Here is a 26,202-nt window from a genome sequence, read left to right as displayed (position 1 = left end):
CCTCACCACCGAACCGGCGACCTCGGCGACCGGCGGCGGTGCGGCCGGGACCGGTGTCCGCGCGGCCGTCGTCCCACCGCGCCGACCTCGTCAGACGTGCCCCGACCTCGTCACGGATACCTGACGAGGTCGGCGCGAACCTGACGAGCTCGCCGACGGCTCACCGGTGCGGCGCCCCCACGGCGCCGAGTTCGCCGGTTCGACGTCGACCTCGCCTGCCCGGACCGGCGACGTCACCACCGAACCGGCGACCTCGGCGACCGGCCGGCCCGGACGGGTGCCGGGTAGGCGCCGTTCAGCGCGCCGACCTCGTCAGATGCGCCTCGACCTCGTCACGGATACCCGAAGAGGTCGGCGCAGATTTGACGAGCTCGGCGACGCCGAACCCCCACGGCGCCGAGTTCGCCGGTTCGACGTCGACCTCGCCCGCCCGGACCGGCGACCTCACCACCGAACCGGCGACCTCGGCGACCGGCGGCGGTGCGGCCGGGACCGGTGTCCGCGCGGCCGTCGTCCCACCGCGCCGACCTCGTCAGATCCACCCCGACCTCGTCACGGATACCCGACGAGGTCGGCGCAGACCTGACGAGCTCGGCGACGCCGACCCCCGCAGCGCCGAGGTCGCCGGTTCGACGTCCACCTCGCCTGCCAGAACCGGCGACCCCACCACCGAACCGGCGACGTCGGCGGGTGCGCACCGCGTCACGCCGACGTCGGCGCGCCCGCCCCCTGCGACGGCTCACCCAGCAGGTCCGCCTGCCACAGGTCCGGGCCGAAGACCTCGTACTGGATGTCCTGCGGCGCGACGCCGCGGCCGAGCAGCGACTCCCGCACGCCCTTCATGAACGGCAGCGGGCCGCACAGGTAGAACAGGGCGTCGTCGGGCAGGTCGACGTGCCGCAGGTCCATGCGCCCGCGGTGCCGGCCGTCGAGGGGCAGGTCGCCGGCGTCGTCGTCCTCGTACCAGACGTGCACGCGCCCGCGCAGGGCGCGGACGTCGTCGACGACCTGGCGACGCAGCGCGAACGCGTCCTCGCACGTGTCGGCGTGCAGCAGCGTGACGTCGAGGTCGGACCGGGCCGCGACGAGGTGCGAGAGCATCCCGGCCATCGGGGTGATGCCGATGCCGGCGCTCACGAACACGAGCGGGCGGCCGGAGTCGTCGAGGACGACGTCGCCGAACGGCACGGAGATGGTCAACGAGTCGCCCACCTCCACGACGTCGTGCAGGAAGCTCGACACCTCGCCGTCGGGTGTCGCGGCCCCGCGGACGCGCTTGACGGAGAACTGCCGGTGCTCGCCGTCGTCGGCGCGCGTCAGGGAGTACTGCCGGGGCTGCTCCACGCCGTCCGGCATACGCACGCGCACGGTCACGTACTGCCCGGGCAGCGACGCGCGCACGGCCCGGCGGTCGCGGCGGCGGACGCGGAACGTCACGACGTCGCCGGTCTCGGGCACCTTCTCGGCGACCTCCCACTCGCGCCACACGGTCTGCGGTGTCACGCCGCGCGCGCTGTACAGGCCGCGTTCCATGTGGATCAGCGCGTACGCCATCAGCCAGTAGACCTCGTCCCAGGCCGCCGCGACCTCGGGCGTGAGGGCGTCGCCGAGCACGTCGCGGATCGCCCAGATGAGGTTGTCGTGCACCACCTGGTACTGGTCGGGGCGCAGCCCGAGGGACGCGTGCTTGTGCGCGATGCGCGCGAGCAGGCGCTCGGGCAGCTGCTCCGGCGAGCGCACCAGCGCCGTCGCGAACGCCGCCACCGACCCGGCGAGGGCGACCTGCTGCGTCCCGTCCGCCTGGTTCCCGCGGTTGAACAGGCCGTCGAGCAGCTCGGGGTGCTCGCCGAACATGTGCGCGTAGAAGCGGGCCGCGATCTCGCGGATGTGGTCGGCGACGACCGGCAGCGTCTCCTCGATGACCGCTCGGGACTGGTCGGACAGCATGCGGGCCCCCTCGCTCGGCGAGCGGGCCACGCGTGCGGTCCGTGGGCCCGCCGTCGAGCCATCGTCACCCGCGCGGAGCACGGGCGCCACGGCAGGGAGCCGGACGGGCGTCACCGTCCGTTCATCCGGGTCGCCTGCTGCGCGGCGAGGTCGCCGGTCCAGGCGGGCGACCTCGCCGTCGGACAGGCGATCTCGGCGAAGCGTGTGGCGGCGGTTCCTGCGGCGGTGCGGCCTGCGGCGTCCGGCCGCGGGTGCCGTCCGGCGCGTCGCGGCGTGCGTCAGCGGCAGGGGCCGGCGGCCTCGCTGAGCGTCGGGACGTCGTCGCGCGCGGCGTCGGCCGTCGCGTCGGACGGCTCGTCGGGGTCCTGCGCCGGCCGGGCGTCGTGGGCCGGGTGCGTCCCGACGGCCTCCACGTCCGGCACGACCGCGTCCATGACCGCCGAGCCCTCGTGCGGGCCGCCCTCCATGACGAGGACGTCGGGCGCCTCGCCGCCGAGCAGGACGGGCTCGGTCGCGAGCCGCCGGTGCGCCCGCAGGTACGCCGGCGCGAGCAGCAGGACCGCGCCGAGCCACGCGAGCGGGTTGGCCCAGACGATGCCGGTGAACCCGAACGCGGCGCCCAGCACGATGGCCGCGCCGACGCGCATGACGAGCTCGATGACCCCCGTCACCGTCGGCACGCCCGTGTGCCCGAGGCCCTGCAGGGCGCCGCGCAGCACGAACAGCACGCCGAGGATCGCGTACAGCGCGCCGTTGACGAGCAGGAAGTGCGCCGCCATCGCGACGACCCGCTCCTCGCCGGGGCCGACGAACAGCGCGACGATCGCGGAGCCCCCGGCCACCAGCACGGCGCCGAGCACGACGGACCCGACCACCGACATCCACACGCCCTGCACGACGCCGGCGCGGATGCGGTCGGGGCGGCCGGCGCCGTGGTTCTGCGCGACGAACATCGACACCGCGAGGCCCAGCGACTGCAGCAGTGCGACGGCGAGCCCGTCGACGCGCGCGGCGGTGGTGTACGCGGCGACGGAGTCGGAGCCGAGCTCGTTGAGGCGCACCTGCACGGCGAGCGTGCCGATCGCGATGATCGACATCTGGAACCCCATCGGCACGCCGATGCGCAGGTGCCGCCACAGGTCGTCGCGCGTGACGTTCCAGTCCTCGCGGCGCACGTGCAGCACGGGCACGCGGCGGCGCACGTACTCGAGGCACAGCGCGACGGAGACGCCCTGGCTGATGACGGTCGCGAGCGCGGCGCCCCCGACGCCCATGCCGACGACCGGCACGAGCAGCAGCACGAGCGCGATGTTCAGCACGCAGCTGATCGTCAGGAAGACGAGCGGCGTGCGGGAGTCGCCGATCGCGCGGATCACGGCCGACAGGTAGTTGAAGAACATGAGCGTCGAGCCGCCGAGGAAGCAGACGACGGTGAAGGTCGTCGCCTCGTCGAGGAGCGGCTCGGGCGTCTGCATGAGCCGCAGCGCGGGCTCCGCGACGAACGGCGCGCCGGCGGTGAGGACGAGGCTGCCGATCGCGCTGAGGATCGTCCCGGACGTCACCGAGCGGCGCACCGCCGCGGCGTCGCCCGCGCCGAACGCCTGTGCCGTCGGGATGGCGAAGCCGCTGGTCATGCCCCACGTGAAGCCGAGCAGCAGGAACGTCAGCGCGCCGGTGGCGCCGACCGCCGCGAGGGCGTCGACGCCGAGCACGCGGCCCACGACCACGGCGTCGGCGACGTGGTAGAGCTGCTGGACGACGTTGCCGACGAGGAGCGGGACGGCGAACAGGAGGATGACGCGCCAGGGGCGGCCGGCGGTCAGGACCTTGGGCATGACGGGGAGCTCCGGAATCGGAGGGACGGGATGGGGGCGTGCGGTCGGTCGTTCTCGCCGGTCGCTCTCGCCAGTGAATCGTATCGATACGATCCCGGCGCGTCTGTAGCCCTTTTCGGGAACGGTGGGTGTCCGTCCGGTCACACCCGGGACGATCGGTGTGCGGCGAGCCGGGACGAGGGGGACGAGAACGGGCAAAGGCATGGGCCGTCCACTCCCGCGCGGCCTACGGTGCCGACCGTGACCGACCTCCTGCGGCCGTGGCGCGCCGCCGACCTGCCGGCGCTCCTCGATGCCGTCCGCGCCGGCGACGACCTTCCCCGCCAGCTCGACCTGCCGCCTGCCCCCGACGACGACGCCGTCGCCGCACGCCTGCGCTCGCACCTCCTCCGCTGGGAGCGGACGGCCTACGTGCTCGCCGTGACGGCGGACGACCGCCCGGTCGGCTCGGTCGCGCTCACGCAGGTCGAGCGCACGCACGGCACGGCGTGGGTGTCGTACTGGACGGCGCCGGCGGCGCGCGGCCGCGGCCTGACGACGGCGGCGGTGGCGACCGCGGCGCGCTGGGCGCTCGACGTCCTCGGGCTGGAGCGGCTCGAGCTCGGGCACCGCGTCAACAACCCCGCCTCGTGCCGGGTCGCGACGCGGGCCGGGTTCGTGGCGGAGGGCGTCGAGCGCGCGAAGCTCCGGTACGACGGCGTGCGGTACGACGTCGAGACGCACGCCCGGCTCGCGACCGACCCCGTCCCGGAGCTCCCGACGCTGCTCGTCGAGGCGCCGGCGGCGACACCGTGACCGGGCCGCCCGTCGACGAGGTGCCGATCAGCACCGACGTCGTCACCGCCCTCCTGGCCGAGCAGCACCCCGACCTCGCGGTGCTGCCGGTCGGGCGCCGGTACTCCGGCTACGACATGGCGATGTTCCGGCTCGGTGACGACCTGGCCGTGCGGCTGCCGCGGCGCGCCGCATCCGTGGCATCGATCGGGGCGGAGATCCGCTGGGTGCGCGCGCTCGGCGCGGGGTGGACGTTCCCGACGCAGCACGTGGTGCGCGTCGGCCGGCCGGGCGCGGCGTACCCGTGGCCGTGGGCCGTCGTCGAGTGGCTGCCCGGCGTGCCCGCGACGGAGCGCCCGTTCGACGCGGCGGCGGGCGCGGCGCTGGGGCGGGCGCTCGCGCAGGTGCACGTGCCGGCGCCGCCGGACGCGCCGCACAACTCCGAGCAGTCGGTCGCGCTCGCCGAGCGCGGGCCGAAGCTGCTGGCCGCGCTGGCCGAGGTGGAGGCCGCCGCGCCGGAGCGCGGGCTGCGGCTCGACCGCGCGCTCGCCGACCGGACGTGGGCGGACGCGCTCGCCGCGCCGGTCGACCTGCCGCGGTCGTGGATCCACGCCGACCTGCACCCGTTCAACCTGCTCAGCGACGAGGGGCGGCTCGGCGGCATCATCGACTGGGCCGACATCGCCGGCGGCGACCCCGCGACCGACCTCGGGTTCCTCTGGCTCTCGCTGCCGGTCGAGGGCGTGGCGCTGGCGTACGACGTCTACGGGGCGACGGCGGCCACGCGGGCCCGAGCGCGCGGGACGGCGCTCGCGCTGGCCGCCGCGTGGGCGACGTGGCACGGCGAGGACGCCGTGGGGTTCGGATGGCGGGCGCTGGGGGAGCTCGGCGTCGTGGGCTGACGGGCCACCCGGGGGTGCCCGACGCGTCGGCGGGGGCACCCGCGGACGGTCAGAGCCCGGCGCTCCCGGTGCGGCCCGCTGCCGGTCTGGGCGCCCTGCATGCCGTTGGCGGTGATCGGCGGGTGCGGCAGCCCGTCGCCGCCGTCGTACGGCTCGTTCTCGGGGGCGCTGTCGCGGACGGGGTCGGGCGCGGCGTCGGTGGGGGCGGCCTGCTCGGTCTGCGGCGTGGTGGTCGGGTCGGACAACGTCGGCCTCCTGACGTGGGGTCCGTCCTGTCTCCTGCGGGCGATGACGGGCGCAGGGGGAGACGCGAGCCGCCGTCAGCGCGCTGGGTCCGGGACGTCGGCGGGCGCCGGCGGGGTGGGGACGGCGAGACGTCCGTAGGTGCGCAGCGCGACCGCTGCGGGTGCGGCCGCGACGACGGCGCAGACGCCGAGGTTGTAGGCGACATCCTGCATGTCCGTCGACGTGAAGGGCAGCACGGCCATCGTCGCCGCGGCGAGCGCGCCGAACAGCGTCAGCGCGGCGGCGACAGGCCGACGCCGGGAGCCGAGCGCGCCACGGGCGACCCAGCGGCGGAGCGGCAGGTCGACGAGCCCCACCAGCAGTCCGGCGACCGCGCTCGGCGGGACGAGCACCAGCAGGGAGAACAGCAGGACGCCGAGCGCATCGGCGCCGCCGTACGGTCCACGCGCCACGGCGGCAGGCAGGAAGAAGACGGCCAGCCACGCGGCGGCGACGGCGGCGCCGGCGAGGGCCCAGCGTAGGACGGAGCGCACGTCCGGATGCTACGGCGCGGCCGCGTGCGGACCGCCTGTCCCACGCGCGCGACGCTGGCCGGACCCACGACCTGGGAAGACTGTCGATGCCACCGCCGTCCGCCTCAGCCGCTCCGCCGCCCTCTCCGACGTCGCGGAGTACGCGGACGCCACGACTGCTCCGGCCGACGCGCGCCGTGCGAGCCGGTGACGTGCCGCATGCGTCCGACGCGACGGCGCGGGCAGCCGCGGACGGTCAGAGTCCGGCGCCCCCGGTGCCGCCCGCGCTGCCGGTCTGGGCGCCCTGCATGCCGTTGGCGGTGATCGGCGGGTTCGGCAGCCCGTCGCCGCCGTCGTACGGCTCGTTCTCGGGGGCACTGTCGCGGACGGGGTCGGGCGCGGCGTCGGTGGGGGCCTGCTCGGTCGGCGGCGTGGTGGTCGGGTCGGACATCGTCGGCCTCCTGACGTGGGGTCCGTCCTGTCTACCAGCGGGTCGGTCGGGCCGCAGGCGGGCCAGGCGCAGCGACGGAGGTCGATGCGCCGCCGCAGGGATGGACGACGACGCGCGTTGTCCATCCCTATGAGGCTAAGGATGGACAACGCGCGCCCGCGACGCCGTCCCGCGCCGCACGCCGACGGCCGGGAGCCCACGCGGGACACCCGGCCGCCGGTCGGTCAGGCCCGGCGCACCGCCGCGCGCCGGACGCCCACGAGCAGGCCGCCCGCGGCGAGCGCGAGCAGGCCGACGGCGATCCACGGGCCGGGCGTCGCGCCGGTCGCGGCGAGCGCAGCGCCGTCGGCGCGCAGCACGGTGACCTGCGCGGACACGTCACCCGCCGACGTGCGCACCACCACGGTGTGGACCCCGGGCCGCGTCGAGCGCGGCACGGTGACGCGCGTCTGCAGCGTGCCGGCCGAGGTCGTCGTGCGGGCGGCGAGCAGCACCGGGTCGGAGTGCAGCTCGATGCGGGCCGGGGCCGCCGCCGGGAGGCCCGACGCGGTCACGTCGAGCTCGCCGCCGGCGCGCACGCGCGTGGCGGAGAGCGTCAGCGTGGGCGCCGGGGAGGCGGGCGTGGCCGGCGTCGACGGCGTGCCGGGGGCGGGCGGGGCGGGCGTCGTCGGCGCGGGGTCGGTCGGCGCGGGGGCCGTCGGGTCCGGCGTGGGGGCCGGGGTGCCCGGGTCGGTCGGCTCCGGGGTGGGGGTCGGCGTGGGCGTCGGCGTCGGGTCCGGCTCGACGGCCGCCGGCACGTACGCCGACCGGCCCTGGCCGAGCTGCCCGGCCGCGTCGAGCCCGTGCACGGTGACCTCGACGTCCTCGGCGCGCTCGACGCCCGTCAGCACGATCGACCGGTCGCCGGCCGGGCGGTAGGCGACGCCGATGCCGTTGACGGCGATGCCCCAGCGGTCCGCGCGGTCGTCGCCGGGCGTCCACGTGACCGTGACGTCGGAGACGCCGTCGACCGGGTCGGTCGCGGAGACCTCGACGGTCGCGGGTGCGGCGGGCCGGCCGTCGTCCGGCGCCGTCGCGGAGACGAGCACCGGCGCCGACATCGAGCCGACCGTGCCGTTGGCGGCCGTGGCGCGCACCTGCATGAGCCCGTCGAACTCGCCCGGGTAGGTGTGCGTGAGGACCGGCTCGGTGGTGGTGCGGTCGAACGTGCCGTCGCCGTCGACGTCCCACGCGTACTCGGTGATCTCCGAGCCGATGACGTACGACGCGGAGGCGTCGAACGTGATGGCCTCGCCGAGCGGCGCGGCGTACCGCAGGACGGGCAGCAGGACGACGGGCCGGTTCTTCAGCTCGGTGAGCGTGCTGGTCAGCGCGGCCTCGGTGTCGCCGCCGTCGACGACGACCTTGCCGGCCGTCTGCGACGCGAGCGCCTCGTACGACGCGGCGGCCCACTCCGGCACGACGGGGTACAGGTTCACGGGGTCGATCTCGAGCGAGCGGCGCACGACGTCGGCCGTCGTCCACCCGGTCGCGATGTCGGGGTCGTGGTACGTCTCGTCGGTCAGGATGATCGCCGCCTTGGTGGCGCCGTTGCGCCACTCGAGGGTGTTGAAGCCCTCCATGAGCGCGGCGAGCAGCGCCTCGGGACTGTCGCCGCCGCCGTCGGCGACGATCGGGTCGAGCGCCGCCTGGAACGCGGCGACGTCGCTGGTCAGGCCGATGCGGGTGACGGCGACGAACTCGTCGCCGGCGTCGCGGTACTCGACGAGCGCGATGCGCCCGCGGGCGGCCGCGATGGTGCCGGCCATGGACGCGGCGAAGCGCTTGGCGGCGTCGATCTGGCCGCTCATCGAGCCGGTGGAGTCGAGCACGAACATGACGTCCAGGCCGGTCGTGCCCGCGCCGATCAGGTGGATGCCGGCGTCGAACGTGGGCGCGCGGTCGGGCAGGCGCGTCTTGAGGCGCTCCGCGATCTCGCGCGCGGCGTCCTCGATGGCGCCGCCGTCGTCGCCGTAGACCATGTGGCCCGAGGTCGTCCACGGGGCCTTCGCCGAGCCGCAGACGAAGTCGTCGTCCTCGCACCACAGGCCGGACGAGCTGGTCCAGCCAGCGGGCAGGTACGGCTTGCGCGCGCCGAGGGAACCGTTGTCGGTGCGGCAGTCCGGGACGTCACGACGCCACTCGGAGTTCGAGCCGGTGCCGCGGCACGCCGCCGGCCAGATGCCCTCACCCTCGGGCAGGTACAGCTTCGGGTCGCCGAACAGCGCGTTGAAGACGATCCGCTCGCGGAACGGGTCGGTCAGGTACTGGTACGTCTGACCGATCACCTGCGCGCCCTGCGAGTACCCGCCGAGCACGAAGACGGTCTCGCTGCACCGCACCATGCGGTCGCCGAGGTAGGCGACGAGCTCGTGGGCGCCCTCCCACACGCTGTTGCCGTACTCGAACGCCAGGCCCGAGCCGGCGCTCGCGCCGATCGTGTTGCTGATCTGGTCCCACCCGCCCGTGCCGACGGCGACCGCCGGGTACCGGTGGCCGTCCTGCGCCTCGGTGCCGAGCTCGTAGACGTCGAACGTCGTCGGCGCGGCGATGCGGTCCGTGAGCTCGTCGCGGAACTTCGTGAACTCGCGCCCGTCCAGGCCCTGGCCCGAGCCGCGGGCCCACACAGCCTCGACGTCGGTGCAGGCGCGGTCGACCTCCGCCGCGGTCGCGGCGGGGACGGGGAGGGTGAGGGCGCCGACCGCGACGGCGGCTCCGGCGAGCAGGGCGCAGGCGCGCCGCAGACGAGACATGGGGTGAGGGCCTTCCGGTGGGGGTGGGGCGCCTCAAGGTATGGGTCCGGTCTGCGCCGAAGTGTCGGGTTTGGCGGCGTTCATCCGGACGCCGCCGATACGTCGCTAGTTCGGCCGAACGTCGAGCTGGACCGAGGCGCCGTCGGTGGTGGTGGAGGTGACGACGCGGAGCTCGACGGAGAAGCCGTCGACGGTGGCGGTGGCGCGGCAGACGGTGCGGGCGGTGGGGTGCTCGGGGGTGCAGGGGCCGTCGAGGGTGGCGTCCCAGCCGGCGGCTTCGGTGAGGGTCTGGAGGTCGTCGGCGGTGGGTTGGTCGGGCGTGCGCCAGGCGCGCTGGACCGAGGGGCACGGCTGGCCGCCGAGGCAGATCAGGGAGGGGGCGGTGACGACGTCGGTGACGAGGGTCCAGGTGGGGGGAGGGGTGAGGCGGTCCGCGACGGGGGTGGCCGGGGGGCCGGCGAGGCGGGGGAGGAGGAGGGCGGCGGCTGCGGCGAGAGCGACGACGGTGGCGATCGCGATGGTCCAGGCGCGGCGGCGGGCGGGCGTTCTCGCGGGCATGACGGGCCGTGCCTTCCGCTGGGGGGGTGGGGCGGATGCTAGCGAGGGTGCGGTGGCGGTGGCGGGGGTTCACCCGTGCGGTGGCGGGTGGGGGTGCGCGCCTGTGGAGGACGCGCCGCGGCCCGGCGACCGCGCACCTACAGTGCCGCGGGTGAGCGACTACCCGGCCTGGTCCTTCCGCGTGCCGCTGCGCCGCGACGTCGAGCCCGCCGCGCTCCGGGCGCTGGCGGCCGTCGCGCGTGACGTCCCGCCGGATCGCGAGGACCTCGACGCCCTGCACCCCGTCGTCGCGCACTACCTCGAGGACTGGACGCGCATGCTGCATTACGAGCCCAGGCCCTACGTCGGCTCGCCGGTGCGCCTGTCCGGGATCGGCACACACGAGCCGTCGCTCACGATCGAGTTCAGCCAGCACGACGACGAGCACGCCGACGTCGGGTACGTCCTGTGGCTGTGGGTGCTGACGCTGGCCGCGCGCCCGCAGCGCGAACCGTGGCTCATCGGGCACCACGTGGCCACGCGCCGGTACGAGCGCGAGTGGAAGGCCATCACCGTCGACCCCGCCGGCATCGATCTGCACGGGGACCCGATGAGCTGGGCGGAGCTGGACGCCGCGTGGGCGGAGCTGGTCGCCGACCCGTACTGGGCGACCTGGCGGCGGTGACGACCGCACCTTGTCGCAGTGGCGCCTCGCGCCCGCGCTGCTGCGTAGCGGCGTGCGACATGACGACTTATCCATCCCTATGGCGTGAGGGATGGATAGTGTGACGGTATGTCGATCCCTATCGGCCCCGGGACTGGGGCGGAGGCGCAGCCAGCGTGGCCTGCCCTGGCGTGGGAGGAACGCCCGTGGCGGTCGACCCTGCCCCCCGAGCTGCTGTCGCGGTCGGCTCGCGAGGAGCTCGCGCGTCCCTACCGCGCCGCGGTCACGCCGACGATCGCGGACATCGACGTGCGCCTGCCGCGCCAGACGGCCACGGCTGCGGAGGACGCGTCGGCCGTCATCCGCGACTTCGACGCCGAGGCCGCCGGCGACGTCGCTCCCTTCGCCGCGATCCTGCTGCGCTCGGAGTCGGCATCGAGCTCCCAGATCGAGAACCTGACGTCCGGCGCGAAGCAGATCGCGCTCGCGGAGCTCGGCGAGGAGTCGCGCCGGAATGCGACGCAGATCGTCGGGAACGTCCACGCCATGCAGGCGGCGCTCGCGCTGTCCGAGTCGATCGACGCCGACGCGCTCCTCGCCATGCACCGGGCGCTCCTGCAGGACACCGAGCCCGGGCTGGCCGGCCGGTGGCGGCAGGAGCAGGTGTGGATCGGGGGAGGCGGCTACTCGCCGCACCGGGCCACCTTCGTGGCGCCGCACCCGGACCGCGTCCCGGCAGCCATCGACGACCTCGTCGCCTTCACGCGCCGCGACGACGTGCCGCCGTTGATTCACGCGGGCCTCGCGCACGCGCAGTTCGAGACCATCCACCCGTTCCCCGACGGCAACGGCCGCACCGGCCGCGCCCTGATCCACGCGCTCCTGCGCCGCCGCCGGCTCACGCGCTCGCTGACGGTGCCCGTGTCCGCCGGCCTGCTGGTCGACACCGGCGCGTACTTCGACGCCCTCACCGCCTACCGGGCCGGCGACCCGGCGCCGATCGTCGACGCACTCGCTGCGGCGACGCACGACGCCGTCGTCAACGGGCGCGTGCTGCTCGCTGACCTGCGTGCGATCCGTGCGGAGTGGACGTCGGACCTCAAGGCGCGTGCGGACTCCTCGGCGTGGCCGCTGCTCGACCTCGTGCTGCGCCAGCCGGTCGTCCACACGGCGCTGGTGCAGCGGGAGCTCGGGATCTCGCACACGAACGCGATGCGGGCGATCGAGCGTCTGGTTGCGGCGGGCGCGTTGGGCGAGGTGGGGGGCCGGCGGCGGTCGGTGCTGTGGCAGTCGACGCAGGTGCTGAGCGCGCTGGACCGGTTCGCAGCGCGGGCGGGGCGGCGGGCGTTGGGAGAGGTGTGAGGCCCGGGTAGGTGCAGGTGCGGCGCCGGCTTCGCGCGAAGCGTTGCGGACACGTAGTGACCACAACCCTTCACGCGAGCGCGGGGGGACGGCTCAGCGGCAGTCGGCGGGGGTGGGCACGGCGGTGCAGAGCTCGGCGACGAGCTTGCTGCTGCGCTCGACGACCTCGAACGGGGTGCTGGTGGCGGTGGTCTGGGCGGTGCCGTCGACGTCCCGCCAGACCGGTGAGCCGGCGACCTGATAGCGCCCGGACCACTCCGTGGTCAGCGTGATGGTGCGGGTGCCGAGGGATCGGTAGACGTGGAACGTCTCGAACGCCGGGTACGGCGCGCCGGGGTCGGTGGTGACCAGCGGACGGCCGCCGTCGCCGAAGTCGTACGTGAACCGGATCGGCGTCGCCTCGACCGTCACCTGGTAGCCGAGCAGGTCCGTCGTCAGCGTCACCGGGGACGGGTCGGTGTAGACGATCGTCTCCTTGTTGACCAGCACCCAGTCGGCCGCGGGCTGCACGTTCAGCGCCGGTGCCGGGATAGGCAGCCGCCGGAAGTCCTCGGCAGTCAGGACAGGCAGTGCGTCGACGCCGCACCCGCCGTTGTCGATCTGTCGCCACTGGCCCCACGGCGACGCCGGCGTCTCGCGCTCTCGCACCCACATCGGCAGGAGGACGCTGTCCTCCCCGCAGTCCGCCATGCCCGCCGTGTCCGCGCCTGCGCCACAAGAGCCGTCGTCGTTCGCCATCACCCATGCAGCCGCTGCCTCCCGGCACGCGACGGCGCGGCGATAGTCGACCAGCTGTTCTTCCGGGGCGACCGCTGCGTTGCTATCGGCGAGCATCTGGGCGCGCCACGCAGTCATCTCGAAGTGCCCGTCATCGCCCGCGCTCCCACCGAAGCCCTGACCAGGTTTGGCCGGACCACTCCCGGTGACGAGCGCCATGGTGGTGAGGACGACTAACGCCACGGCCGCGTGGCTCATCCCTCCTCCACGGGGACGATGCCCACCGAGTCGATGCGCCACCCGTCCACCCAGGACATCGCGAAGTCGAAGTCGAAGACACCGACCGGGTTACTCGAAACCACCGCACCAGAAGAATCGACCTCGGATCCCTCCGCCTGTCGCACGCGGAGCTTCGCGGAATACCACTCGTCGCTGAGCTTGATACCCGAGGAGCTCAGGATCTCGATGGGCGCTCCCGTCGTTCGATTGCCTGCGTTCAGCATGCGCTCCACGTCGGCACGCGATTCCGAGCAGAACTCGCACTCGGGAGCGGACAAGGCGTCCCACTCGGAGAAGTCACCGGTCGCATAGATGTACGGGTAGAGGGAGATGAAGTAGGACGCCGCTGCTGCCGCGCCCTCGTCGCCGGGCGTCGTCATCGCCTCCGGTCGAGCCGGTGGGACGTTCAGGTCCGCCGTGGGCGTCGCTGTCGGAGTCGGACTCGGCGACGGCGTCGTCGTCGAAGGAGCACTCGTCGTCGTGGGCGTCGAGGGCGTGTCGTCCGAGCAACTTGCGACCAGGAGAGCTGCCAACGCCACTGCCGTCGTACCTGCTACACCGCGTCGTCTCCCCTGCATGCCCGGAAAGTACCGGTTCTGTGCTTCGGGTTGGCCAGCGCCGCCCACCCTGTGGATACCAACGTGCGCCGGGCGAGCTTCGGAAACCCCGCGATCGTGCCGAAGACAGTCGTCATGGAGCACCGATGACCGCCGCCGGCTACGGGGCCGAGGAGCAGGCCAGCCGGCGCGCCCGGAAGGTCGCGCGTCTGCGCGAGGAGGTGGCGCGCGGTGGTGCCGTCGACGCCGAGGTCCTCCGGCGTGCGCAGCAGCAGCAGCGCAACTGGTCGGTAGGCGCGGAGGGTGAGCGGCTGGTCGCCGCGAGCCTCGCCTACCTCGAGCGGTACGGCTGGACGACGCTGCACGACGTGCGGTGGCCCGGTCGCAAGCAGGCGAACATCGACCACATCGCGATCGGTCCGGGTGGGATCGTCGTCATCGACGCGAAGAACTGGTCGGGCCACGTCGCGGTGACCGACGGGGCATTACGCCAGAACGGGTACAGCCGCGCGTCCTCGGCCGACGGCGCTGCCCGCGCCGCTGCCGATGTCGCGGCGATCCTCGGGCCGGAGCACCGCACCGCGGTCCGCGCCGTGCTCTGCCTCGCGGCGCAGGACCAGGCGCCGACCCCGGTGCAGGGCGTCGATGTGCTCGGCCGGTGGCAGCTGCCGGAGCACCTCCTGACCCTGCCGCAGCGGCTCTCGGTATTCGACGTCGCGGACGTGGCCCGGCACCTGCACGAGGAGCTGGTCGTGGCGAAGGTCTCCGCGCCGAGGAACGCTCGGCGCCGGCGACAGAGCGCGCCTCGCTCGTCCGCGCCGCGATCACGACGGCGTGGCTCCGCCCTCCTGCCGTTCCTCGTGACGCTCGCGGGGGGATGGCTGATCATCCAGATCGTCCTGCGCACGCTCGAGGGTGTCGCCGCGGGCGTCGGGGGTTGAGGCGCCCGCCCTCCGAGCGTCGAGGTCCCGACAACGACGGTACGTCGGCCCGTCACCCTTCCAGGGCCCACCGTGCCGCCGACTGACGCGCACGCGACGCCGTCGCTGCCTAGGTCGAGCGCCGTGCGGTAGCCGGGCGGACCGGCGAGCATCGGAGCGGCACCCGCAGCCCGCGCGCGGAGCAGACGGAGGCCGCGTCCTCGTGCTCTAGAAGCGCATCACCGTCCACCCCCTTCGCTGAGCCGAGCGTTCCTGTCCCGCATCCCGCGCCTGATTGGTCTCGATCTTTCGACGCCACCACTCGGCACTGGCCTTGGGGGACGTGCCGTGCTGCGGGCACCCGCGCCAGAAGCACCCGTCGATGAACACGGCGAGGCGCCTGCGTGTGAAGGCGACCTCGATGGTCCGGCGACGCTGCCCCGGGATCGGCCACACGACCCGGTAGCGGCGGCCGCGGGCGTGGAGCAGGGATCTCACCGCGAGCTCCGGCGCGTTGTCACGCCGGCGTAGCCTGCTCATGCGGGCGGAGACGCCAGCCGAGGACGAATCCGGGTGCGGCCCCGGATCGAAGCCGGGACGTCCGCCGGCGGTCATCGTCGCCTCACCAGAGCCATGGTGCCGCGTCCTCGATGTCGGCGTGGTCTCGGTCAGCTCGCCGTCGGCTCGTCGCTCCCGTAGCCGAACACGTGCGCGCTCAGCACGTCGACCTCTCGGCGCGGGTCGCCGAAGAACGCGGCGAGCCGGTGTGCGACCCGAGCGAACGGCCTCTCCCGCGCCCGGCCTGCCTCGTTCCAGTTCGCGGCCGGGACGATGAGGAACAGGTGCTGCGCGTCCTGCGCGATGTGGACCTTCCAGAAGTCCTTGAGGTCGTGGTTGTTCGTCGTCGTGCCGCCGCGCTCCACCTCGGCGATGATCCCTCGGCCGTCCGCGAGCGCGTAGACGAAGTCGGGCCGGGCGCGCGTGACGAATCCGTCCTGCGGCGTGAGCATGACCTCTTCGTCGAAGCCGATCTCCCGCAGGAGCTCGCTGACTACAGCCTGGACGGCCGAGCTGGACGCCCGGTGGACATGCACGCGGTCGATCTCGCCCCGCCGCTCATCCAGGTGTTCCCGGAGCCTTACCGCCAGCTCGTCCACGACGGCCACCTCGTCGGCCTCCGAGCCCGTCAGCGCGCTGCGCACGAAGCGCGCGTGACGGTCGGGCATGCACCCGAGCTTCTGCGTAACCGGGCCGAGAAGCTAGCTCCGTTCGAGGGATCCCGGGGCGACCGGTCACGCGCGGAAGATGCGCTCCCGGTGCCAGTCGAGGTAGGCGGGCCGCGGAGTGTACCCACCGGGCAGCGCGCCGATGCGCTCGCGCAGCAGGGGAGCGTCGAACATGAGTCGCACTGCTGTGTTGGTGGAGGAGGTGATCCGCGTCGACGGGACGATCTCGAGGTCATCGCCCAGGGTGAGATCTCCGGCGTCGAACGCGGCGTCGTGCGTCGGGCACGCGGCCACCCCGTTCCCGGGATCGCGGCGCTCCCGGTCGTTGCTGGATCGCCACGGCTTGATGTGACTCGCCCGCAGGAGGGTCGGCGTCGACCTCCCCATCAACCCGAATCCGCAGAAGACGCACTCCCATCCGCAGTTGACGAGCACCGCCTTCGCGAACCGGTGCTGGTCGATGCGTACCCGAGCGACGACCTGGCGCTCCGAGGGGCGCTCCGAGCCGTCGTCGGCCTGCTCGTCGAGGGCCCGCCGCAGCGCCGCCTCGACGGCTGTCTCGCCGATCTCGTCCTGGCCGAGCAGCTCGAACTCGTCGGAGTGCTCGAGGCCAAGGAAGTCGGGAAGCACGTCGGGGTCCACACCGGCCTGTCGAGCGGCCGCGAGGATGAGCCGATACAGGTCGAAGAGCCGACCGTGGTCGTCGCGCAGCACCTCCCACAGGCGTTGGTCGCTCTTGCCACCGCGGCTACGACCGCCGTCCAGGTTCGCCATCTTGGACGTGATGCTGGTGGGACGACGTCGGAAGACGTCCGCGAGCTGGGGGATCGGCGTCTGGTGCTTCGCCGCCAAGCCGCTCCCGTAGCTGACGCTCCCGAGCTCCACCATCGCGGCGGCGCACAGAAGTGTCTCCAGGGGCACGTAGTCGACCTGGTTCTGACCTGGGCCGACCACCGCGCGCGCGAGGATCGATCGCCACTGCGCTCGGGCGTCGGCGAGCGTCAGGTCCAGGTACTGCGAGATGTCGTAGGGCATCGGCGAACCTCCCGAGACGGGATCGGCAGCCCGGGTGCTCCTCTCGACCGTCGTCACCCACTTGCGATGGTCAGGCGTTCACCAGGGACCTCAGGTACTCCCTCGTCTCGTCATCGACGGAGTAGAGGACCGTCCCCACCATCCCGCGCGTCAGCAGCACTTTGTAGACGTGCCGCACGAGCCGGTCGAACGTCGCGTCGTCCACCGTCTTCCGCGAGCGGAAGTCCGGGTCCCGGTTGTGCTCGCGCCGTGAGACCCACCTGTCGCCCCGCCACACCAGGTCTGGCCCGAGGATGACGCCGTTCCAGGAGTACTCGAAGCCCTGCGCCGTGTAGACGCACCCGACCTGTCCGAACCCGCCTTCGCCCGTGGCCCACAGGGCGGAGGGCGGCGCGCCGCCCACGGAGCGGTCGCCCCTCAGGTTCCAGGGTCGGCGCCATGCATCGACGATGACGTCCTCCACGAGCGTGCCGTCCGGCCGCGGGTCGCTCCACGGCCAGCAGTAGCCCGCGGTCATGCGCGCGTTGAACCCCTTGTCGATCTGCGCCTGCAGGTGCTCCTCCAGCTCCTCGGGCGAGTCGACGACGTCCACGCTGAAGCGGTCCTCATCGTGCCAGGGGACGGGGCCGTCACCACGAAGCCCGAGCAGTCGGAGAACCCAGTCCAGGTAGGCGTCGCTGCCGCCGGCGCGGAACTGGGCGTTCAGGTCGACGTGGCGCACCTCGAGCCCGCGCGCAGCGGCGTGCTCCTCGATCTCCGGGACGGAACCCATCTCGCCGGGACGCACCACCTGGAACTGGTCGAGCAGGAAGACCGGGACCCGAGCGGCGTCGAAGAGCTCCTCGATCTGGGGGCGAGCCGCCGCGCGGATCTCCTTGCGCGTGTACCGGTTGACCGAGGTGACACGCAGACGATGGGCCTCGTCGAGCACGAGGACGTCGAGGCCGTTCTTCTCCGCACCCATGAAGCTGTTGAAGTACGCGAAGAGGTTGCGCGTGCGGGGCGAGCCCTTGCCTGCGACCTGGCGGAGCGTCTGCGTGAAGGACCGCGACCCGGTCGCGTGCATGACGGTGCGGCCCTGGCGGGCGAGCTCACCGAGGAGGGACAGCGCGATGACGCTCTTGCCACTCCCGGGACCTCCGGCGATCACGACCGCCGTCTTGTGGTCGGCCTCCCGTGCTCGTCGCACCGCCGCGAGGACCAGCTCGTAGGCGACGCGCTGCTCGTCGAGGAGCACGAAGTGCTCTCGCTCCCGCACCTCCTGGGCCGCGACGGACAGGAGCTGCCTCGAGGGGGCGACCTGCGAGGACAGGAGGTCGTCCGCCGCCTCCGCTCCCGAGGCGCTCGACAGACGGGAGCGGAGCCAGTCGTGGAACGCGCCTCGGCGGTCGCCTGTGAAGACCGGAGACCGGGCGCCTGAGTCGGCGTGCCGGAGATCCATCACACCCACTTCAGATGCGTTGTGCAGATACGCGGCGCCCCGTACCGACTCGGCGTCCTCGGCCAGGACACGGACGAAGTCCCGCAGGTAGTCGACGTACGCGTCGACCTGCAGCGCGGGGTGGAGCACCGGCCGGTAGGGCGCGCCTGGGACGTCCACGAGAGTGGCGCTCTCCGGCCAGCGTCGTGCGCCCGACCACTGCTTGAGCTCGAGCACGACGTACGAAGGGCGGCCGGTGCGCGGATGAACGCCTGCAAGGACGACGTCCGCCCGCTTGCTCGTGAGCGGCAGGCGCGCCTCGAGAAGGACGTGCACGCCGTCGAGGCCGGCCTCCCGCAAATCGTTGGCGAGGACGGGCAGCGAGGAACGCCAGGAGCGCCGCTCACCCTCGCCCACGGCTCCCACGCCCTCGTGGTGCAGGAAGCGCGCGAGGTGCTCCTCGATGATCGACGGACCGGCGTCGGTCTCTGCGACGAGCTCGACGGCACTGCGGCGCAGCGCTTGCACGTGGACGTCCCCCAGGCAGCACGAATGAACGTGCGGGGGGACATGTCTCCTGCACTGCCGAGAAGTCCGTCGATCCGCTGACGTAAGAACCGTAGTGGTCGCTCGCGATCCGTGATTGAGCCGCGCGAGCGAGGCCGGGCCGAGCCCGGAGGACCGGGTGGTGTAGACGGACGTCTACACCACCCGTACCCTCGACCCATGTCCACCGTCGGCACGCGCGAGCTCAAGCAGAACCCCCAGGCCGTCGTCCGCCGCGTCCTCGAGTCCGGCGAGGCCGCCGAGGTGACGGTGCACGGCCACCCGACGGGTGTGCGCCTCGTCCCGGACGAGCCGTCCCGCCGTGCCTGGGTCCGGGGCGCCGACCTCGCCCCCATAGCCCCCATGGACCGCGGCCAGGCCGAGCGCTGGCGCGAGGACCTCACCGGCGTCGACGACGACGAGCTCCGTGACCCGTGGAGCCGTCCGGCGTGATCGTCCTCGACACGAACGTCCTCATCGACCTCGACCTGTACGCGCTGGACCCCGACGAGCTGTACGCGGCGAGCATCCTGTCGCGCGCCGAGCTGGAGTTCGGCGTCCGAGCCGCACGCACCGCCGCTGACACCGCCGCCCGCACGCGTCGGTTGAACGACCTCGACCGCTACTTCGACTGGCTCCCGCTCGACGTCGAGAGCACACGTTCCTACGGGCTCGTCGCCGCGACAGCACGTGCGACCGGGGCGAAGGTCCGCAGCAAGGACGCGCTGATCGCCGCGCAGGCGCACCGGCACGGCGCCGCGGTGATGACCGCAAACCTCGACGACTTTCGTCCGTTCGACCACCTGGTCGAGGTCGTAGCACCGCGTCGCCGCGAGGCCTGACCCGCGGCACCCGGGTGACCTCTCGCCGAGCCCGTTGACCGTGCGCACACCGAGCCGCTGCGATGGCTTCGTGACCCGCCGTCTCCTTCTCCCGGCGGCGCTCGCGGCCGTCGCCCTCACCTCCGGCTGCGCCGGAACCCCCGGCGGGGACGGCGCCACCTACGCCATCACGGCCACCGTGGACTACTCCGACCTCGAACCACAGACGGTCCCGGAGCCCGTCGACGCCGGCGCGCCCGTCGCGGACCAGTACCGCGACACGTCAGCCCCGCGCCCCACGTTCACGCCCTGCGGTCGACGTCCCGCCGACCCCGCCCGCACGAACCTCCGGCCGCGGACGCTCACGGCCGCCGATGCGGTCGTCGCTCTCGACCGTTACGGCACCATCCCCGTCGACGGCCCTCTCACCGTCGAGGCCGGCGGCTACCTCGTGCTCGTCGACGGCACCATCGACGCCGGCAACGGGTACGAGGCGGCCTACGGCCTGACGATCGAGCCGGACGTGGCCGTCGCGGCGGGCACGGTCACGGCGCCGGTCAGCCTCTCCGTGCTCGACAGTGAGGAGTCCGGCCGGCGGGTCGCGTTCGTCGAGGTGCGGGTCGCGGCGGCGGACCCCGTGACGTGGGAGGAGTCGCCGGACCTCGTCTTCGGCACGGACGGCGGCGACGGCGGGTTCCTCGCGACCGGCGCGCTGCCCGAAGGCGTCGAGGTCGACGGCTGGGACTACGTCGAGGCGTTCTTCCCCGAGGGTGACGAGTCGTCCAACGTTTGCGTGGAGCGCCGGACCACGCCCGACGGCCCGATGGACGGCATCCTGTTCAGCATCGGCTGGGGCGACGGCGGCTATCCCGTCTACCTCGGTCGCGCCGCGGACGGCAGCGTCGTCAGCGTCGTCTGCTGGTCCGGCATCACGCCGTGGGAGTGGAGCGGCCTGCCCGGCACACCGCCGGAAGACGCATGACACGCCCCGACGTACTCGGCGAGCCGGCTCCACACCGCGCGGACCGGTCCGCCGGTCCGACTCCACCCCGCTACGGGTCCCTGGCCGCCGCGTGCGTCCTCGCCCTCCTGGTGGCAGGCGTCGCCGGCTTCGTGGGACTCGTGGCCGGTGGCCCGTTCGGCGCCACGCAGCCCTCGCCGGCTGCCGCCTGGTCCGGCTGGGCCGTGGCCGGCGCGGCGCTCGGTGCACCGGTCGCAGGCCTGCCGGCGCTCGGTTTCCGCGTCCGGCCAGCGGCGGCCGTCCCCATCGCCGTCGGCATCGCCCTGGCAGTCGCGGTCGCCGGCTACCTTGTCACGATGCGGCACGTCGTCTGACGGCGCCCGCGCTCCCTGCGCGACCGCACACCGGTTCCCGGCGCTGAGGCGCCCGCAGCAGCGACCCGCCAGCGCGGCGCACCGGCTCCAGCACCAGGCGGTTGCCACGTGCGGTCACGACGGCCAGGGCCGCGGCCGCGGTCCCGCACCAGGCCGTTCGGCGTCGACGATGGCCCGTGCGCACCGCACCGTCGCCTCACGCTGGCGCGATCACCGTGATCCCGTACGCGGCCGCCGCCTCTGCGAGGCGGTCGTCGTACGTCACCATCCCCTCGAGGTCGTCGCCCAGGTCGAGCGCCGCCGCGAGGTGGATCGCGTCGAGCGACCGCAGCGTCGTCGGCTCGAGCCGCCCGGCGGCATCGCACACCCGCGTCGTCAGCTGCATCAGCACGAGGGCGTCGAGCACCGCGTGCGCCTGCACGGCTGCGTCCGGCGTCGCCCGGCGGACGGCACGCATGAGCTCGGTGCGCACGAGGTCGCACGCCACCGGCGTCGTGCCGTGCTCCCGCCACCACGTCCGCAGCGCGGTCGTCTCCGGCGCCTCCACGACGAGCTTCACGAGCGCGGAGGTGTCGAGGTAGTGCGCCACGGCTCAGCGCTCGTCGTCGCGGAGCTCGGCGAGCGCCGCGGAGATGCTCGGACGCCCTTCCGTGGCGGGACGGGGCTCCGGCAGGTCGGCCAGGTCGGCGCCGGCAGGGCGGGCCGCCCCGGACGCCAGCAGGCCCGCGAGCGGGGACGACGGAAGCGGCGCCAGCTGGGCGGCGGGGCGCCCGCGGTCCGTCACGGTCAGCGTCTCGCCCGCTGCCGCTCGGGCGACGGCGGCCGAGGCGTTCTGCTTCAGGTCACGGATGCCGATGGTCGCCATGTGCTACAAGGTAGCTCTTCGGTGCGGCCGTGGGTATGCCTCCACGACGTCCGTCGCCGCCCACGGCCCGACCCGCGGAGGGCGTCGGCCGCGCCCGGCGCCGACCCGTGCGTCGCGCCGTCGATCTCACCCGCGTCCTCACCCGCGGCGCCCCTGTCGCTGGACGCGCGTCCGGACCACAGTGGAGCCCCAGCCTCTCGACGACGAGGACGGCAACCATGGATCAGACCTTCAACCCACCGCCGGGATGGGCGCCCGCCCCGGCGGGATGGACGCCGCCCGAGGGATGGCGTCCCGACCCGGGCTGGCCCGAGCCGCCGCCGGGTTGGCAGCTGTGGACCGACGCCCCGGCGCCACGTCGTCGGTGGCCCGTACCCGCCGCAGCGCTCGTCGGTCTGCTGGTCGGCGTACTGGTCGGGGTCGGGGGCGGCGCCGGGAGCAGCAGCGTCGCGCTGCAGGAGGCGACGACCACGGCCGACGAGCTGCAGGCGGAGATCGACCGGATCGAGGACGACAACGTCGGCCTCCGCGACGAGCTGGCGGGTCTCGAGTCGGCACGCACGGGCCTCGACGCGGAGCTGGCGGCCGCCGAGGCTGAGGTCGCCCGCCTGACCGGCGAGGCCGCCGCGGTGGCGAGCCAGGCGCAGGACCTGACCACGCGGGAGGCGACGCTGGCCGCGCAGCAGGCGGCCCTCGACGCCGCGGTCGCAGCCGTCGCGGCGCGCGAGTCCGCCGTCACGCAGGCCGAGCAGCGACCCGCTCCACAGGTGGCCGTCGCGCCCCCGGCGAGCGGCGGCTCGTCGACGGGGGCGTACGAGAACTGCACGGCAGCCCGTGCGGCCGGCGCCGCCCCGGTGCGCCGCGGCGAGCCCGGGTACGGGCCGCACCTCGACCGTGACGACGACGGCATCGGCTGCGAGTAGAGGGTCCTCGGGCCGCACGCCACGTCGGTCCTGCGTCACCCGGCCTGCGTCGCATTCGCCGTCGCAGTCGGGGACGGGCTAGCGGCGTCGGCGCCGAAGACCTGCCTCTGCCCGTGCGGTCTCCGCAGCGGCGCCCGTGGCGCGCGCGGCCTCGAGCGTCCCGACGAGATCGCGCACGTCGTTCTCCCGCGCCCTCAGCGGCGACCCGTCCGCGCGTCGCGCCGGCTCGAGCACCAGGCGGTTGCCACGAGCGGTCACGACGACGAGGGCCGTGGTCGACCGTCCGGAGACGAGCTCGAACGCCTCCACAGCCGACCACCGCAGCGACAGGACGAGCGACGGAGCGCCGCCGCCTGCCCACAGCTCCACGCCTTCGGAGCTCACCGCCAGCGAGAGCGGCGTCCGCCGACGCGAGTACACAGGTGCGCGCAGCGCCTTCTCGCCCGCGAGCGCCTCGCGGAGCCCGACGGCTCCCAGCACCTCGATGACGTCGGCCTTGCGCCGCAGCGTCTGGACGGCGACGTGCCGGTGCCGGGTGGTCCGCAGCGACGTCGCGACCGCGACGGCGGAACCGACCGCGACGACCGTCGCGAGGATCAGCGTGACTCGCAGGACCGGCCCGCCTGAGACGGCTCCGGCGACCGCCGTCGCGAGCAGGGCGCCCGCGACGACGACGACCGCGGTCCGCCGGTACGACCGGCCGCGATCGGCACGAGGGGTCGAGGACGCAGACATCGCGACCAGTGTCCCGCGCCGGGACGACCACCTGCGAACTCCCGCGAGGGTGTCTGCGACCAACGACGCAGGCCAAGCCGACCTGTCAGTCGTTGTTCTCACAGGCGCCCGCCCCCTCACAAGTACCGCAACGGCACCCCCGGGTCGATCACCCTCCGGTCCCGCACCACCCCGTGCGGCACCCCGTTCCGCGCAGCGGCGTCCACCCGCACCGCCTCGCACGTCGCGTCCACCCGCGCCCAGAACGCCGGGTCCACCCAGTACCCGGTGTGGCTGAGCACGGGCGGCAGCGGCTGGTCGACGACGTGCTGGTCGGTCGGCGGGTCGAGGAGCTCGTGGTCGACGCCGCCGGGGACGACGGAGTCGGCGGTGCAGATCGGCCCGCCGACGTAGTCGGTCGCGTAGTAGACGTTGGTCCACTCGACCGGGCCGATCCCCGGCCGGCCCTGCGCGATCCCGTCGAGGAAGCCGTCCGTGAACAGCGCCGGGAACGCCCACCGGTACAGCTTGCCGAGCGGCGAGCCGACGGTGACGAGCCCGATCGTCGGCTCGTCCGGCCGCGACGACCGTCGGCCCACGACCGCCGCCGCGAGCACGCTGCCCTGCGAGTGCGCGGTCAGCACGACCCGGCCGCCGTTGTCGTGCAGCCGCCAGATGCGGCGCGTCAGCTCGGGCACGGCGCGCTCGGCGTACGACGGCGGCGCGAACGGGTGGAACGACCGCGGGAAGAACGTCCCGACGTCGAACACCGAGGCGAGCGTCTTGCGCCACCGCTCGCGTCGCCACATGAGCAGCAGCAGGCCGACGTACGCGGGCGGCAGCAGGACCGCGAGGGTGATGCCGAGCTCGGGCAGGACGATCGGCGTGCCGCGGCGCAGCAGCCACACGTGGACGAGGAACGCGACGGCGCCGAGCACGCCCGCGACCGTCACGCCGACCAGCAGCCACGCCACGTCGCGTGAGTGCGCCGCCGCGTACCGCATGCGCGCGACCTTCCGCACCCACCCGTTCGGGCGGCCTGGCCGCGGCACGGCCTGCGCCTCGAACGCCGGCCCGTCGAGCGCGGAGTGCCACCACCGGTCGTCGGGGCGCACCAGCGTCGCCGTCACCGGACGGCGGTGCGCGCGGTACGCGGCGCGCAGGTCGTTCTCGACGTCGGTGGTCCAGACCGACCGCACGCGCAGGTAGCGCAGCGCCATCACCAGCGCGAACAGCACGCCGGCCGCGACCAGGCCCAGCGACAGCACCGACGCGATCGTGCCGATCGCGGCGGGCAGGTGGATCGCCGTGGGCGTCGCCGTCGGGTCGTCCGGCGCGAAGCCCCACTCCGTCGGCGCGAGCGCCCGCGCCACCCACACGATCACCGACAGCAGCACGGCGTTCGCCAGGATGAGCGAGACCGCGCTCAGGACGAACGGCGCCGCCCACGGGAACAGCTCGAGCCGCCGCGCCGGGATGCCGGCCCGCGCCGCGGCGCGCTCCTTGCGCCGCCGCGTGACCCACGCGCCGACCTGCTGCCCGGCCAGCGGCACGAGCAGCCCGAGCGCGACGCCCCACGCCAGGTTCACGGCCGTCCGCGCGCCCGGTGCCATGCCCGCGGGGCCGGGTCCCGCGGGCAGCGCCAGGGCAGCCGCTGCGGCGAGGACCAGACCGGCCGTCGTCCCGGCGAGCAGGGCCGCCGACGCGCGCAGCGCCGCACGGTCCCGCGCGAGCAGCCCGAGGACGGTGAGCACCGACGCCGCCGCGACGGCCACCGCGACGCGGCCCAGCGTGCCCGGGACCGTGCCCGCCCCGAGCTCCGCGACGACGCCGCCCAGGTACAGCGTCACGACCGCCAGGCACGCCGCGAGGTGCACCTGCGAGAGGAACTGGTGCCACACCCGGCCCGACCAGAAGTGCGGGTCGCGGAGCCCGCCCTCGCGCGCCGCGGCGCACGTGCCGGACGGCGTCCGGTCGGTGCTGCGGACGTCCGGTCGCGCTCCGGCGTCGCCCGGCGCGCCCGCCGAGGTGCCCGTCGCCGTGCTGCCCGCCGGGTCCGCCGACGCACCGGCCGCCGCCGTCGCCGACGCACCGCCCACCGTGCCCGTCGACGTACCGCCCGCCGACAGCCCACGCGCCGCACGGGCGCCGTTCGCCGTCGGCGGCTCGACGCTCTCGTACGCCCGCCGCGTGCGCCCCGCCAGCAGGAAGATCCCGACCGCGAGCAGCGTCGACACGGCCGTCCCGAGCACCACGCGCCGGCCGGGCTCGTCCGGCCCCGCCCAGCGCGTGAGCCCCGTCCACCAGCCCTCGCCACCGCACCCGGCGATCGCGCCGCACTGGTAGGCGACGACGTCGACGAACAGCAGTACCGACATCGCCGTCGCGGCCAGCGTCAGCGACAGCGCCGACAGCCGCGCGAACCACCGGAACAGCCACATGGTCGGCTTCTGCGCGACCTCGTCCTCGCCGGCGGTGATCCACCGCCGCGCAGTCCAGCCGGCCATGTTCGAGAACATCGCCGGCACGAGGAACATCCACAGCGCCCGCACCGGGCTGTGCGAGGTCATCCCGCCCCACGAGTACGCCTCGCGGTGCCGCCCGGCCGCGTCGGTCGTCCGGTAGAAGCCGGCGATGCGGTCCCCGGCGACGCGCGTCGGCGCCAGGTCGCCGAGCAGCGACTCCGGGCCCGTGCCGCCGACGCCGTGCACGCGGATCTCCGTGAGGCCGTCGAGCGGCGTGCCGTCCGGCACGAGCCCCGCGGACCGGTGACGACCTGCCATGGCTCCCCCTCGGGGCAGGGCCGCACCGTCGCGACCGCT

General features: G+C 74.3%; 26 protein-coding genes. 10 read left to right on the top strand and 16 right to left on the bottom strand.

Annotation, left to right across the window (positions count from 1 at the left end; translation table 11 throughout):
• Positions 1–702: 702 nt before the first annotated feature.
• Both ACFUMH_RS01175 and ACFUMH_RS01170 read right to left on the bottom strand, forming a co-directional pair.
• Positions 703–1,947 (bottom strand): globin domain-containing protein, encoded by a 1,245-nt coding sequence (locus tag ACFUMH_RS01175; RefSeq protein WP_378199075.1) that lies wholly within the window; start codon positions 1,945–1,947, stop codon positions 703–705.
• Between the two features lie 278 nt (positions 1,948–2,225).
• On the bottom strand, positions 2,226–3,782 hold the full coding sequence (locus tag ACFUMH_RS01170; RefSeq protein WP_378199072.1) for an MATE family efflux transporter: 1,557 nt from the start codon (positions 3,780–3,782) through the stop codon (positions 2,226–2,228).
• Positions 3,783–4,022: 240 nt separating this feature from the next.
• On the opposite strand from ACFUMH_RS01170, the gene ACFUMH_RS01165 reads away from it, so the two are divergent.
• Entirely contained in the window at positions 4,023–4,577 is a 555-nt protein-coding gene (locus ACFUMH_RS01165; protein WP_378199069.1) for a GNAT family N-acetyltransferase, read from the top strand.
• Positions 4,574–5,458 carry a phosphotransferase gene (locus ACFUMH_RS01160; RefSeq protein WP_378199065.1) on the top strand — a complete coding sequence of 295 codons (885 nt, stop codon included), beginning with the start codon at positions 4,574–4,576 and terminating at the stop codon, positions 5,456–5,458. Before ACFUMH_RS01165 ends, ACFUMH_RS01160 begins: the two co-directional genes overlap by 4 nt.
• Before the next feature lie 320 nt (positions 5,459–5,778).
• On the opposite strand, the gene ACFUMH_RS01155 is transcribed toward ACFUMH_RS01160, so the two are convergent.
• The 4 genes from ACFUMH_RS01155 to ACFUMH_RS01140 form a co-directional block, all read right to left on the bottom strand.
• Positions 5,779–6,237 carry a hypothetical protein gene (locus ACFUMH_RS01155; RefSeq protein ID WP_378199062.1) on the bottom strand — a complete coding sequence of 153 codons (459 nt, stop codon included), beginning with the start codon at positions 6,235–6,237 and terminating at the stop codon, positions 5,779–5,781.
• 235 nt (positions 6,238–6,472) lie between these two features.
• Positions 6,473–6,667 carry a hypothetical protein gene (locus ACFUMH_RS01150; RefSeq protein WP_378199059.1) on the bottom strand — a complete coding sequence of 65 codons (195 nt, stop codon included), beginning with the start codon at positions 6,665–6,667 and terminating at the stop codon, positions 6,473–6,475.
• 224 nt (positions 6,668–6,891) lie between these two features.
• The gene (locus ACFUMH_RS01145; RefSeq protein ID WP_378199056.1) at positions 6,892–9,459 is read right to left on the bottom strand and encodes a cutinase family protein; all 2,568 of its coding nucleotides are present in this window, start codon (positions 9,457–9,459) and stop codon (positions 6,892–6,894) included.
• A 105-nt stretch (positions 9,460–9,564) separates the two neighbouring features.
• Entirely contained in the window at positions 9,565–10,017 is a 453-nt protein-coding gene (locus tag ACFUMH_RS01140) for a hypothetical protein (protein WP_378199053.1), read from the bottom strand.
• 151 nt (positions 10,018–10,168) lie between these two features.
• On the opposite strand from ACFUMH_RS01140, the gene ACFUMH_RS01135 reads away from it, so the two are divergent.
• Positions 10,169–10,681, top strand: coding sequence for a hypothetical protein (locus tag ACFUMH_RS01135; protein ID WP_378199050.1), 513 nt, complete (start codon positions 10,169–10,171; stop codon positions 10,679–10,681).
• 108 nt (positions 10,682–10,789) lie between these two features.
• Complete coding sequence (locus ACFUMH_RS01130) at positions 10,790–12,022, top strand: Fic family protein (protein ID WP_378199047.1); 1,233 nt, start codon at positions 10,790–10,792, stop codon at positions 12,020–12,022.
• 93 nt (positions 12,023–12,115) lie between these two features.
• On the opposite strand, the gene ACFUMH_RS01125 is transcribed toward ACFUMH_RS01130, so the two are convergent.
• Complete coding sequence (locus tag ACFUMH_RS01125; protein ID WP_378199045.1) at positions 12,116–12,997, bottom strand: hypothetical protein; 882 nt, start codon at positions 12,995–12,997, stop codon at positions 12,116–12,118.
• On the bottom strand, positions 12,994–13,596 hold the full coding sequence (locus tag ACFUMH_RS01120) for a DUF6318 family protein (protein WP_378199042.1): 603 nt from the start codon (positions 13,594–13,596) through the stop codon (positions 12,994–12,996). Before ACFUMH_RS01120 ends, ACFUMH_RS01125 begins: the two co-directional genes overlap by 4 nt.
• 125 nt (positions 13,597–13,721) lie before the next feature.
• On the opposite strand from ACFUMH_RS01120, the gene ACFUMH_RS01115 reads away from it, so the two are divergent.
• A complete protein-coding gene (locus ACFUMH_RS01115; protein ID WP_378199039.1) occupies positions 13,722–14,516 on the top strand; it encodes a nuclease-related domain-containing protein in 795 nt (264 codons plus the stop codon).
• Between the two features lie 207 nt (positions 14,517–14,723).
• On the opposite strand, the gene ACFUMH_RS01110 is transcribed toward ACFUMH_RS01115, so the two are convergent.
• From ACFUMH_RS01110 to ACFUMH_RS01095, 4 genes are all read right to left on the bottom strand, one after another.
• Positions 14,724–15,035 carry a very short patch repair endonuclease gene (locus ACFUMH_RS01110; protein ID WP_378199081.1) on the bottom strand — a complete coding sequence of 104 codons (312 nt, stop codon included), beginning with the start codon at positions 15,033–15,035 and terminating at the stop codon, positions 14,724–14,726.
• 128 nt (positions 15,036–15,163) lie between these two features.
• A complete protein-coding gene (locus ACFUMH_RS01105; RefSeq protein WP_378199036.1) occupies positions 15,164–15,721 on the bottom strand; it encodes a hypothetical protein in 558 nt (185 codons plus the stop codon).
• Between the two features lie 66 nt (positions 15,722–15,787).
• Positions 15,788–16,756 (bottom strand): HNH endonuclease, encoded by a 969-nt coding sequence (locus tag ACFUMH_RS01100; RefSeq protein WP_378199033.1) that lies wholly within the window; start codon positions 16,754–16,756, stop codon positions 15,788–15,790.
• 70 nt (positions 16,757–16,826) lie between these two features.
• Positions 16,827–18,704: a DNA/RNA helicase domain-containing protein gene (locus ACFUMH_RS01095; protein WP_378199030.1), complete on the bottom strand. Its 1,878-nt coding sequence runs from the start codon at positions 18,702–18,704 to the stop codon at positions 16,827–16,829.
• A 198-nt stretch (positions 18,705–18,902) separates the two neighbouring features.
• Here ACFUMH_RS01095 and ACFUMH_RS01090 point away from each other — a divergent pair, with 198 nt between their 5' ends.
• The 4 genes from ACFUMH_RS01090 to ACFUMH_RS01075 all read left to right on the top strand — a co-directional run bounded on the left by ACFUMH_RS01090 (position 18,903) and on the right by ACFUMH_RS01075 (position 20,878).
• Entirely contained in the window at positions 18,903–19,175 is a 273-nt protein-coding gene (locus tag ACFUMH_RS01090; protein WP_378199027.1) for a type II toxin-antitoxin system Phd/YefM family antitoxin, read from the top strand.
• The gene (locus ACFUMH_RS01085; protein WP_378199024.1) at positions 19,172–19,564 is read left to right on the top strand and encodes a PIN domain-containing protein; all 393 of its coding nucleotides are present in this window, start codon (positions 19,172–19,174) and stop codon (positions 19,562–19,564) included. The genes ACFUMH_RS01090 and ACFUMH_RS01085 overlap by 4 nt, the downstream gene beginning before the upstream one ends.
• A gap of 70 nt (positions 19,565–19,634) precedes the next feature.
• Positions 19,635–20,525: a DUF4241 domain-containing protein gene (locus ACFUMH_RS01080; protein ID WP_378199021.1), complete on the top strand. Its 891-nt coding sequence runs from the start codon at positions 19,635–19,637 to the stop codon at positions 20,523–20,525.
• 110 nt (positions 20,526–20,635) lie between these two features.
• Positions 20,636–20,878: a hypothetical protein gene (locus ACFUMH_RS01075; RefSeq protein WP_378199018.1), complete on the top strand. Its 243-nt coding sequence runs from the start codon at positions 20,636–20,638 to the stop codon at positions 20,876–20,878.
• A gap of 196 nt (positions 20,879–21,074) precedes the next feature.
• Here the strand turns inward: ACFUMH_RS01075 and ACFUMH_RS01070 are convergent, their stop codons facing one another.
• Positions 21,075–21,467, bottom strand: a complete 393-nt coding sequence (locus tag ACFUMH_RS01070) for a type II toxin-antitoxin system VapC family toxin (protein WP_378199016.1) — start codon at positions 21,465–21,467, stop codon at positions 21,075–21,077.
• 3 nt (positions 21,468–21,470) lie between these two features.
• Positions 21,471–21,743: a type II toxin-antitoxin system Phd/YefM family antitoxin gene (locus ACFUMH_RS01065; protein WP_378199013.1), complete on the bottom strand. Its 273-nt coding sequence runs from the start codon at positions 21,741–21,743 to the stop codon at positions 21,471–21,473.
• 218 nt (positions 21,744–21,961) lie between these two features.
• On the opposite strand from ACFUMH_RS01065, the gene ACFUMH_RS01060 reads away from it, so the two are divergent.
• A complete protein-coding gene (locus tag ACFUMH_RS01060; RefSeq protein ID WP_378199010.1) occupies positions 21,962–22,666 on the top strand; it encodes an excalibur calcium-binding domain-containing protein in 705 nt (234 codons plus the stop codon).
• A 78-nt stretch (positions 22,667–22,744) separates the two neighbouring features.
• On the opposite strand, the gene ACFUMH_RS01055 is transcribed toward ACFUMH_RS01060, so the two are convergent.
• Entirely contained in the window at positions 22,745–23,401 is a 657-nt protein-coding gene (locus tag ACFUMH_RS01055; protein ID WP_378199007.1) for a hypothetical protein, read from the bottom strand.
• Between the two features lie 116 nt (positions 23,402–23,517).
• Positions 23,518–26,163, bottom strand: a complete 2,646-nt coding sequence (locus ACFUMH_RS01050; RefSeq protein ID WP_378199004.1) for a hypothetical protein — start codon at positions 26,161–26,163, stop codon at positions 23,518–23,520.
• Positions 26,164–26,202: the final 39 nt, after the last annotated feature.

The sequence above is a fragment of the Cellulomonas sp. NPDC057328 genome, assembly GCF_042667215.1.
In the GTDB taxonomy this organism is placed as follows: Bacteria; Actinomycetota; Actinomycetes; order Actinomycetales; family Cellulomonadaceae; genus Cellulomonas.
This window is presented reverse-complemented; position numbering and strand designations above follow the sequence as displayed.

What these genes read in the sequence shown, in the direction of transcription:
- ACFUMH_RS01150 (WP_378199059.1), bottom strand. Translation starts at nt 6,667, where the DNA reads ATGTCCGACCCGACCACCACGCCGCCGACCGAGCAGGCCCCCACCGAC.
- ACFUMH_RS01125 (WP_378199045.1), bottom strand. Translation starts at nt 12,997, where the DNA reads ATGAGCCACGCGGCCGTGGCGTTAGTCGTCCTCACCACCATGGCGCTC.
- ACFUMH_RS01110 (WP_378199081.1), bottom strand. Translation starts at nt 15,035, where the DNA reads ATGAGCAGGCTACGCCGGCGTGACAACGCGCCGGAGCTCGCGGTGAGA.
- ACFUMH_RS01050 (WP_378199004.1), bottom strand. Translation starts at nt 26,163, where the DNA reads ATGGCAGGTCGTCACCGGTCCGCGGGGCTCGTGCCGGACGGCACGCCG.
- ACFUMH_RS01140 (WP_378199053.1), bottom strand. Translation starts at nt 10,017, where the DNA reads ATGCCCGCGAGAACGCCCGCCCGCCGCCGCGCCTGGACCATCGCGATC.
- ACFUMH_RS01090 (WP_378199027.1), top strand. Translation starts at nt 18,903, where the DNA reads ATGTCCACCGTCGGCACGCGCGAGCTCAAGCAGAACCCCCAGGCCGTC.
- ACFUMH_RS01115 (WP_378199039.1), top strand. Translation starts at nt 13,722, where the DNA reads ATGACCGCCGCCGGCTACGGGGCCGAGGAGCAGGCCAGCCGGCGCGCC.
- ACFUMH_RS01120 (WP_378199042.1), bottom strand. Translation starts at nt 13,596, where the DNA reads ATGCAGGGGAGACGACGCGGTGTAGCAGGTACGACGGCAGTGGCGTTG.
- ACFUMH_RS01060 (WP_378199010.1), top strand. Translation starts at nt 21,962, where the DNA reads ATGGATCAGACCTTCAACCCACCGCCGGGATGGGCGCCCGCCCCGGCG.
- ACFUMH_RS01145 (WP_378199056.1), bottom strand. Translation starts at nt 9,459, where the DNA reads ATGTCTCGTCTGCGGCGCGCCTGCGCCCTGCTCGCCGGAGCCGCCGTC.
- ACFUMH_RS01065 (WP_378199013.1), bottom strand. Translation starts at nt 21,743, where the DNA reads ATGGCGACCATCGGCATCCGTGACCTGAAGCAGAACGCCTCGGCCGCC.
- ACFUMH_RS01105 (WP_378199036.1), bottom strand. Translation starts at nt 15,721, where the DNA reads ATGCCCGACCGTCACGCGCGCTTCGTGCGCAGCGCGCTGACGGGCTCG.
- ACFUMH_RS01100 (WP_378199033.1), bottom strand. Translation starts at nt 16,756, where the DNA reads ATGCCCTACGACATCTCGCAGTACCTGGACCTGACGCTCGCCGACGCC.
- ACFUMH_RS01130 (WP_378199047.1), top strand. Translation starts at nt 10,790, where the DNA reads ATGTCGATCCCTATCGGCCCCGGGACTGGGGCGGAGGCGCAGCCAGCG.
- ACFUMH_RS01170 (WP_378199072.1), bottom strand. Translation starts at nt 3,782, where the DNA reads ATGCCCAAGGTCCTGACCGCCGGCCGCCCCTGGCGCGTCATCCTCCTG.
- ACFUMH_RS01055 (WP_378199007.1), bottom strand. Translation starts at nt 23,401, where the DNA reads ATGTCTGCGTCCTCGACCCCTCGTGCCGATCGCGGCCGGTCGTACCGG.
- ACFUMH_RS01175 (WP_378199075.1), bottom strand. Translation starts at nt 1,947, where the DNA reads ATGCTGTCCGACCAGTCCCGAGCGGTCATCGAGGAGACGCTGCCGGTC.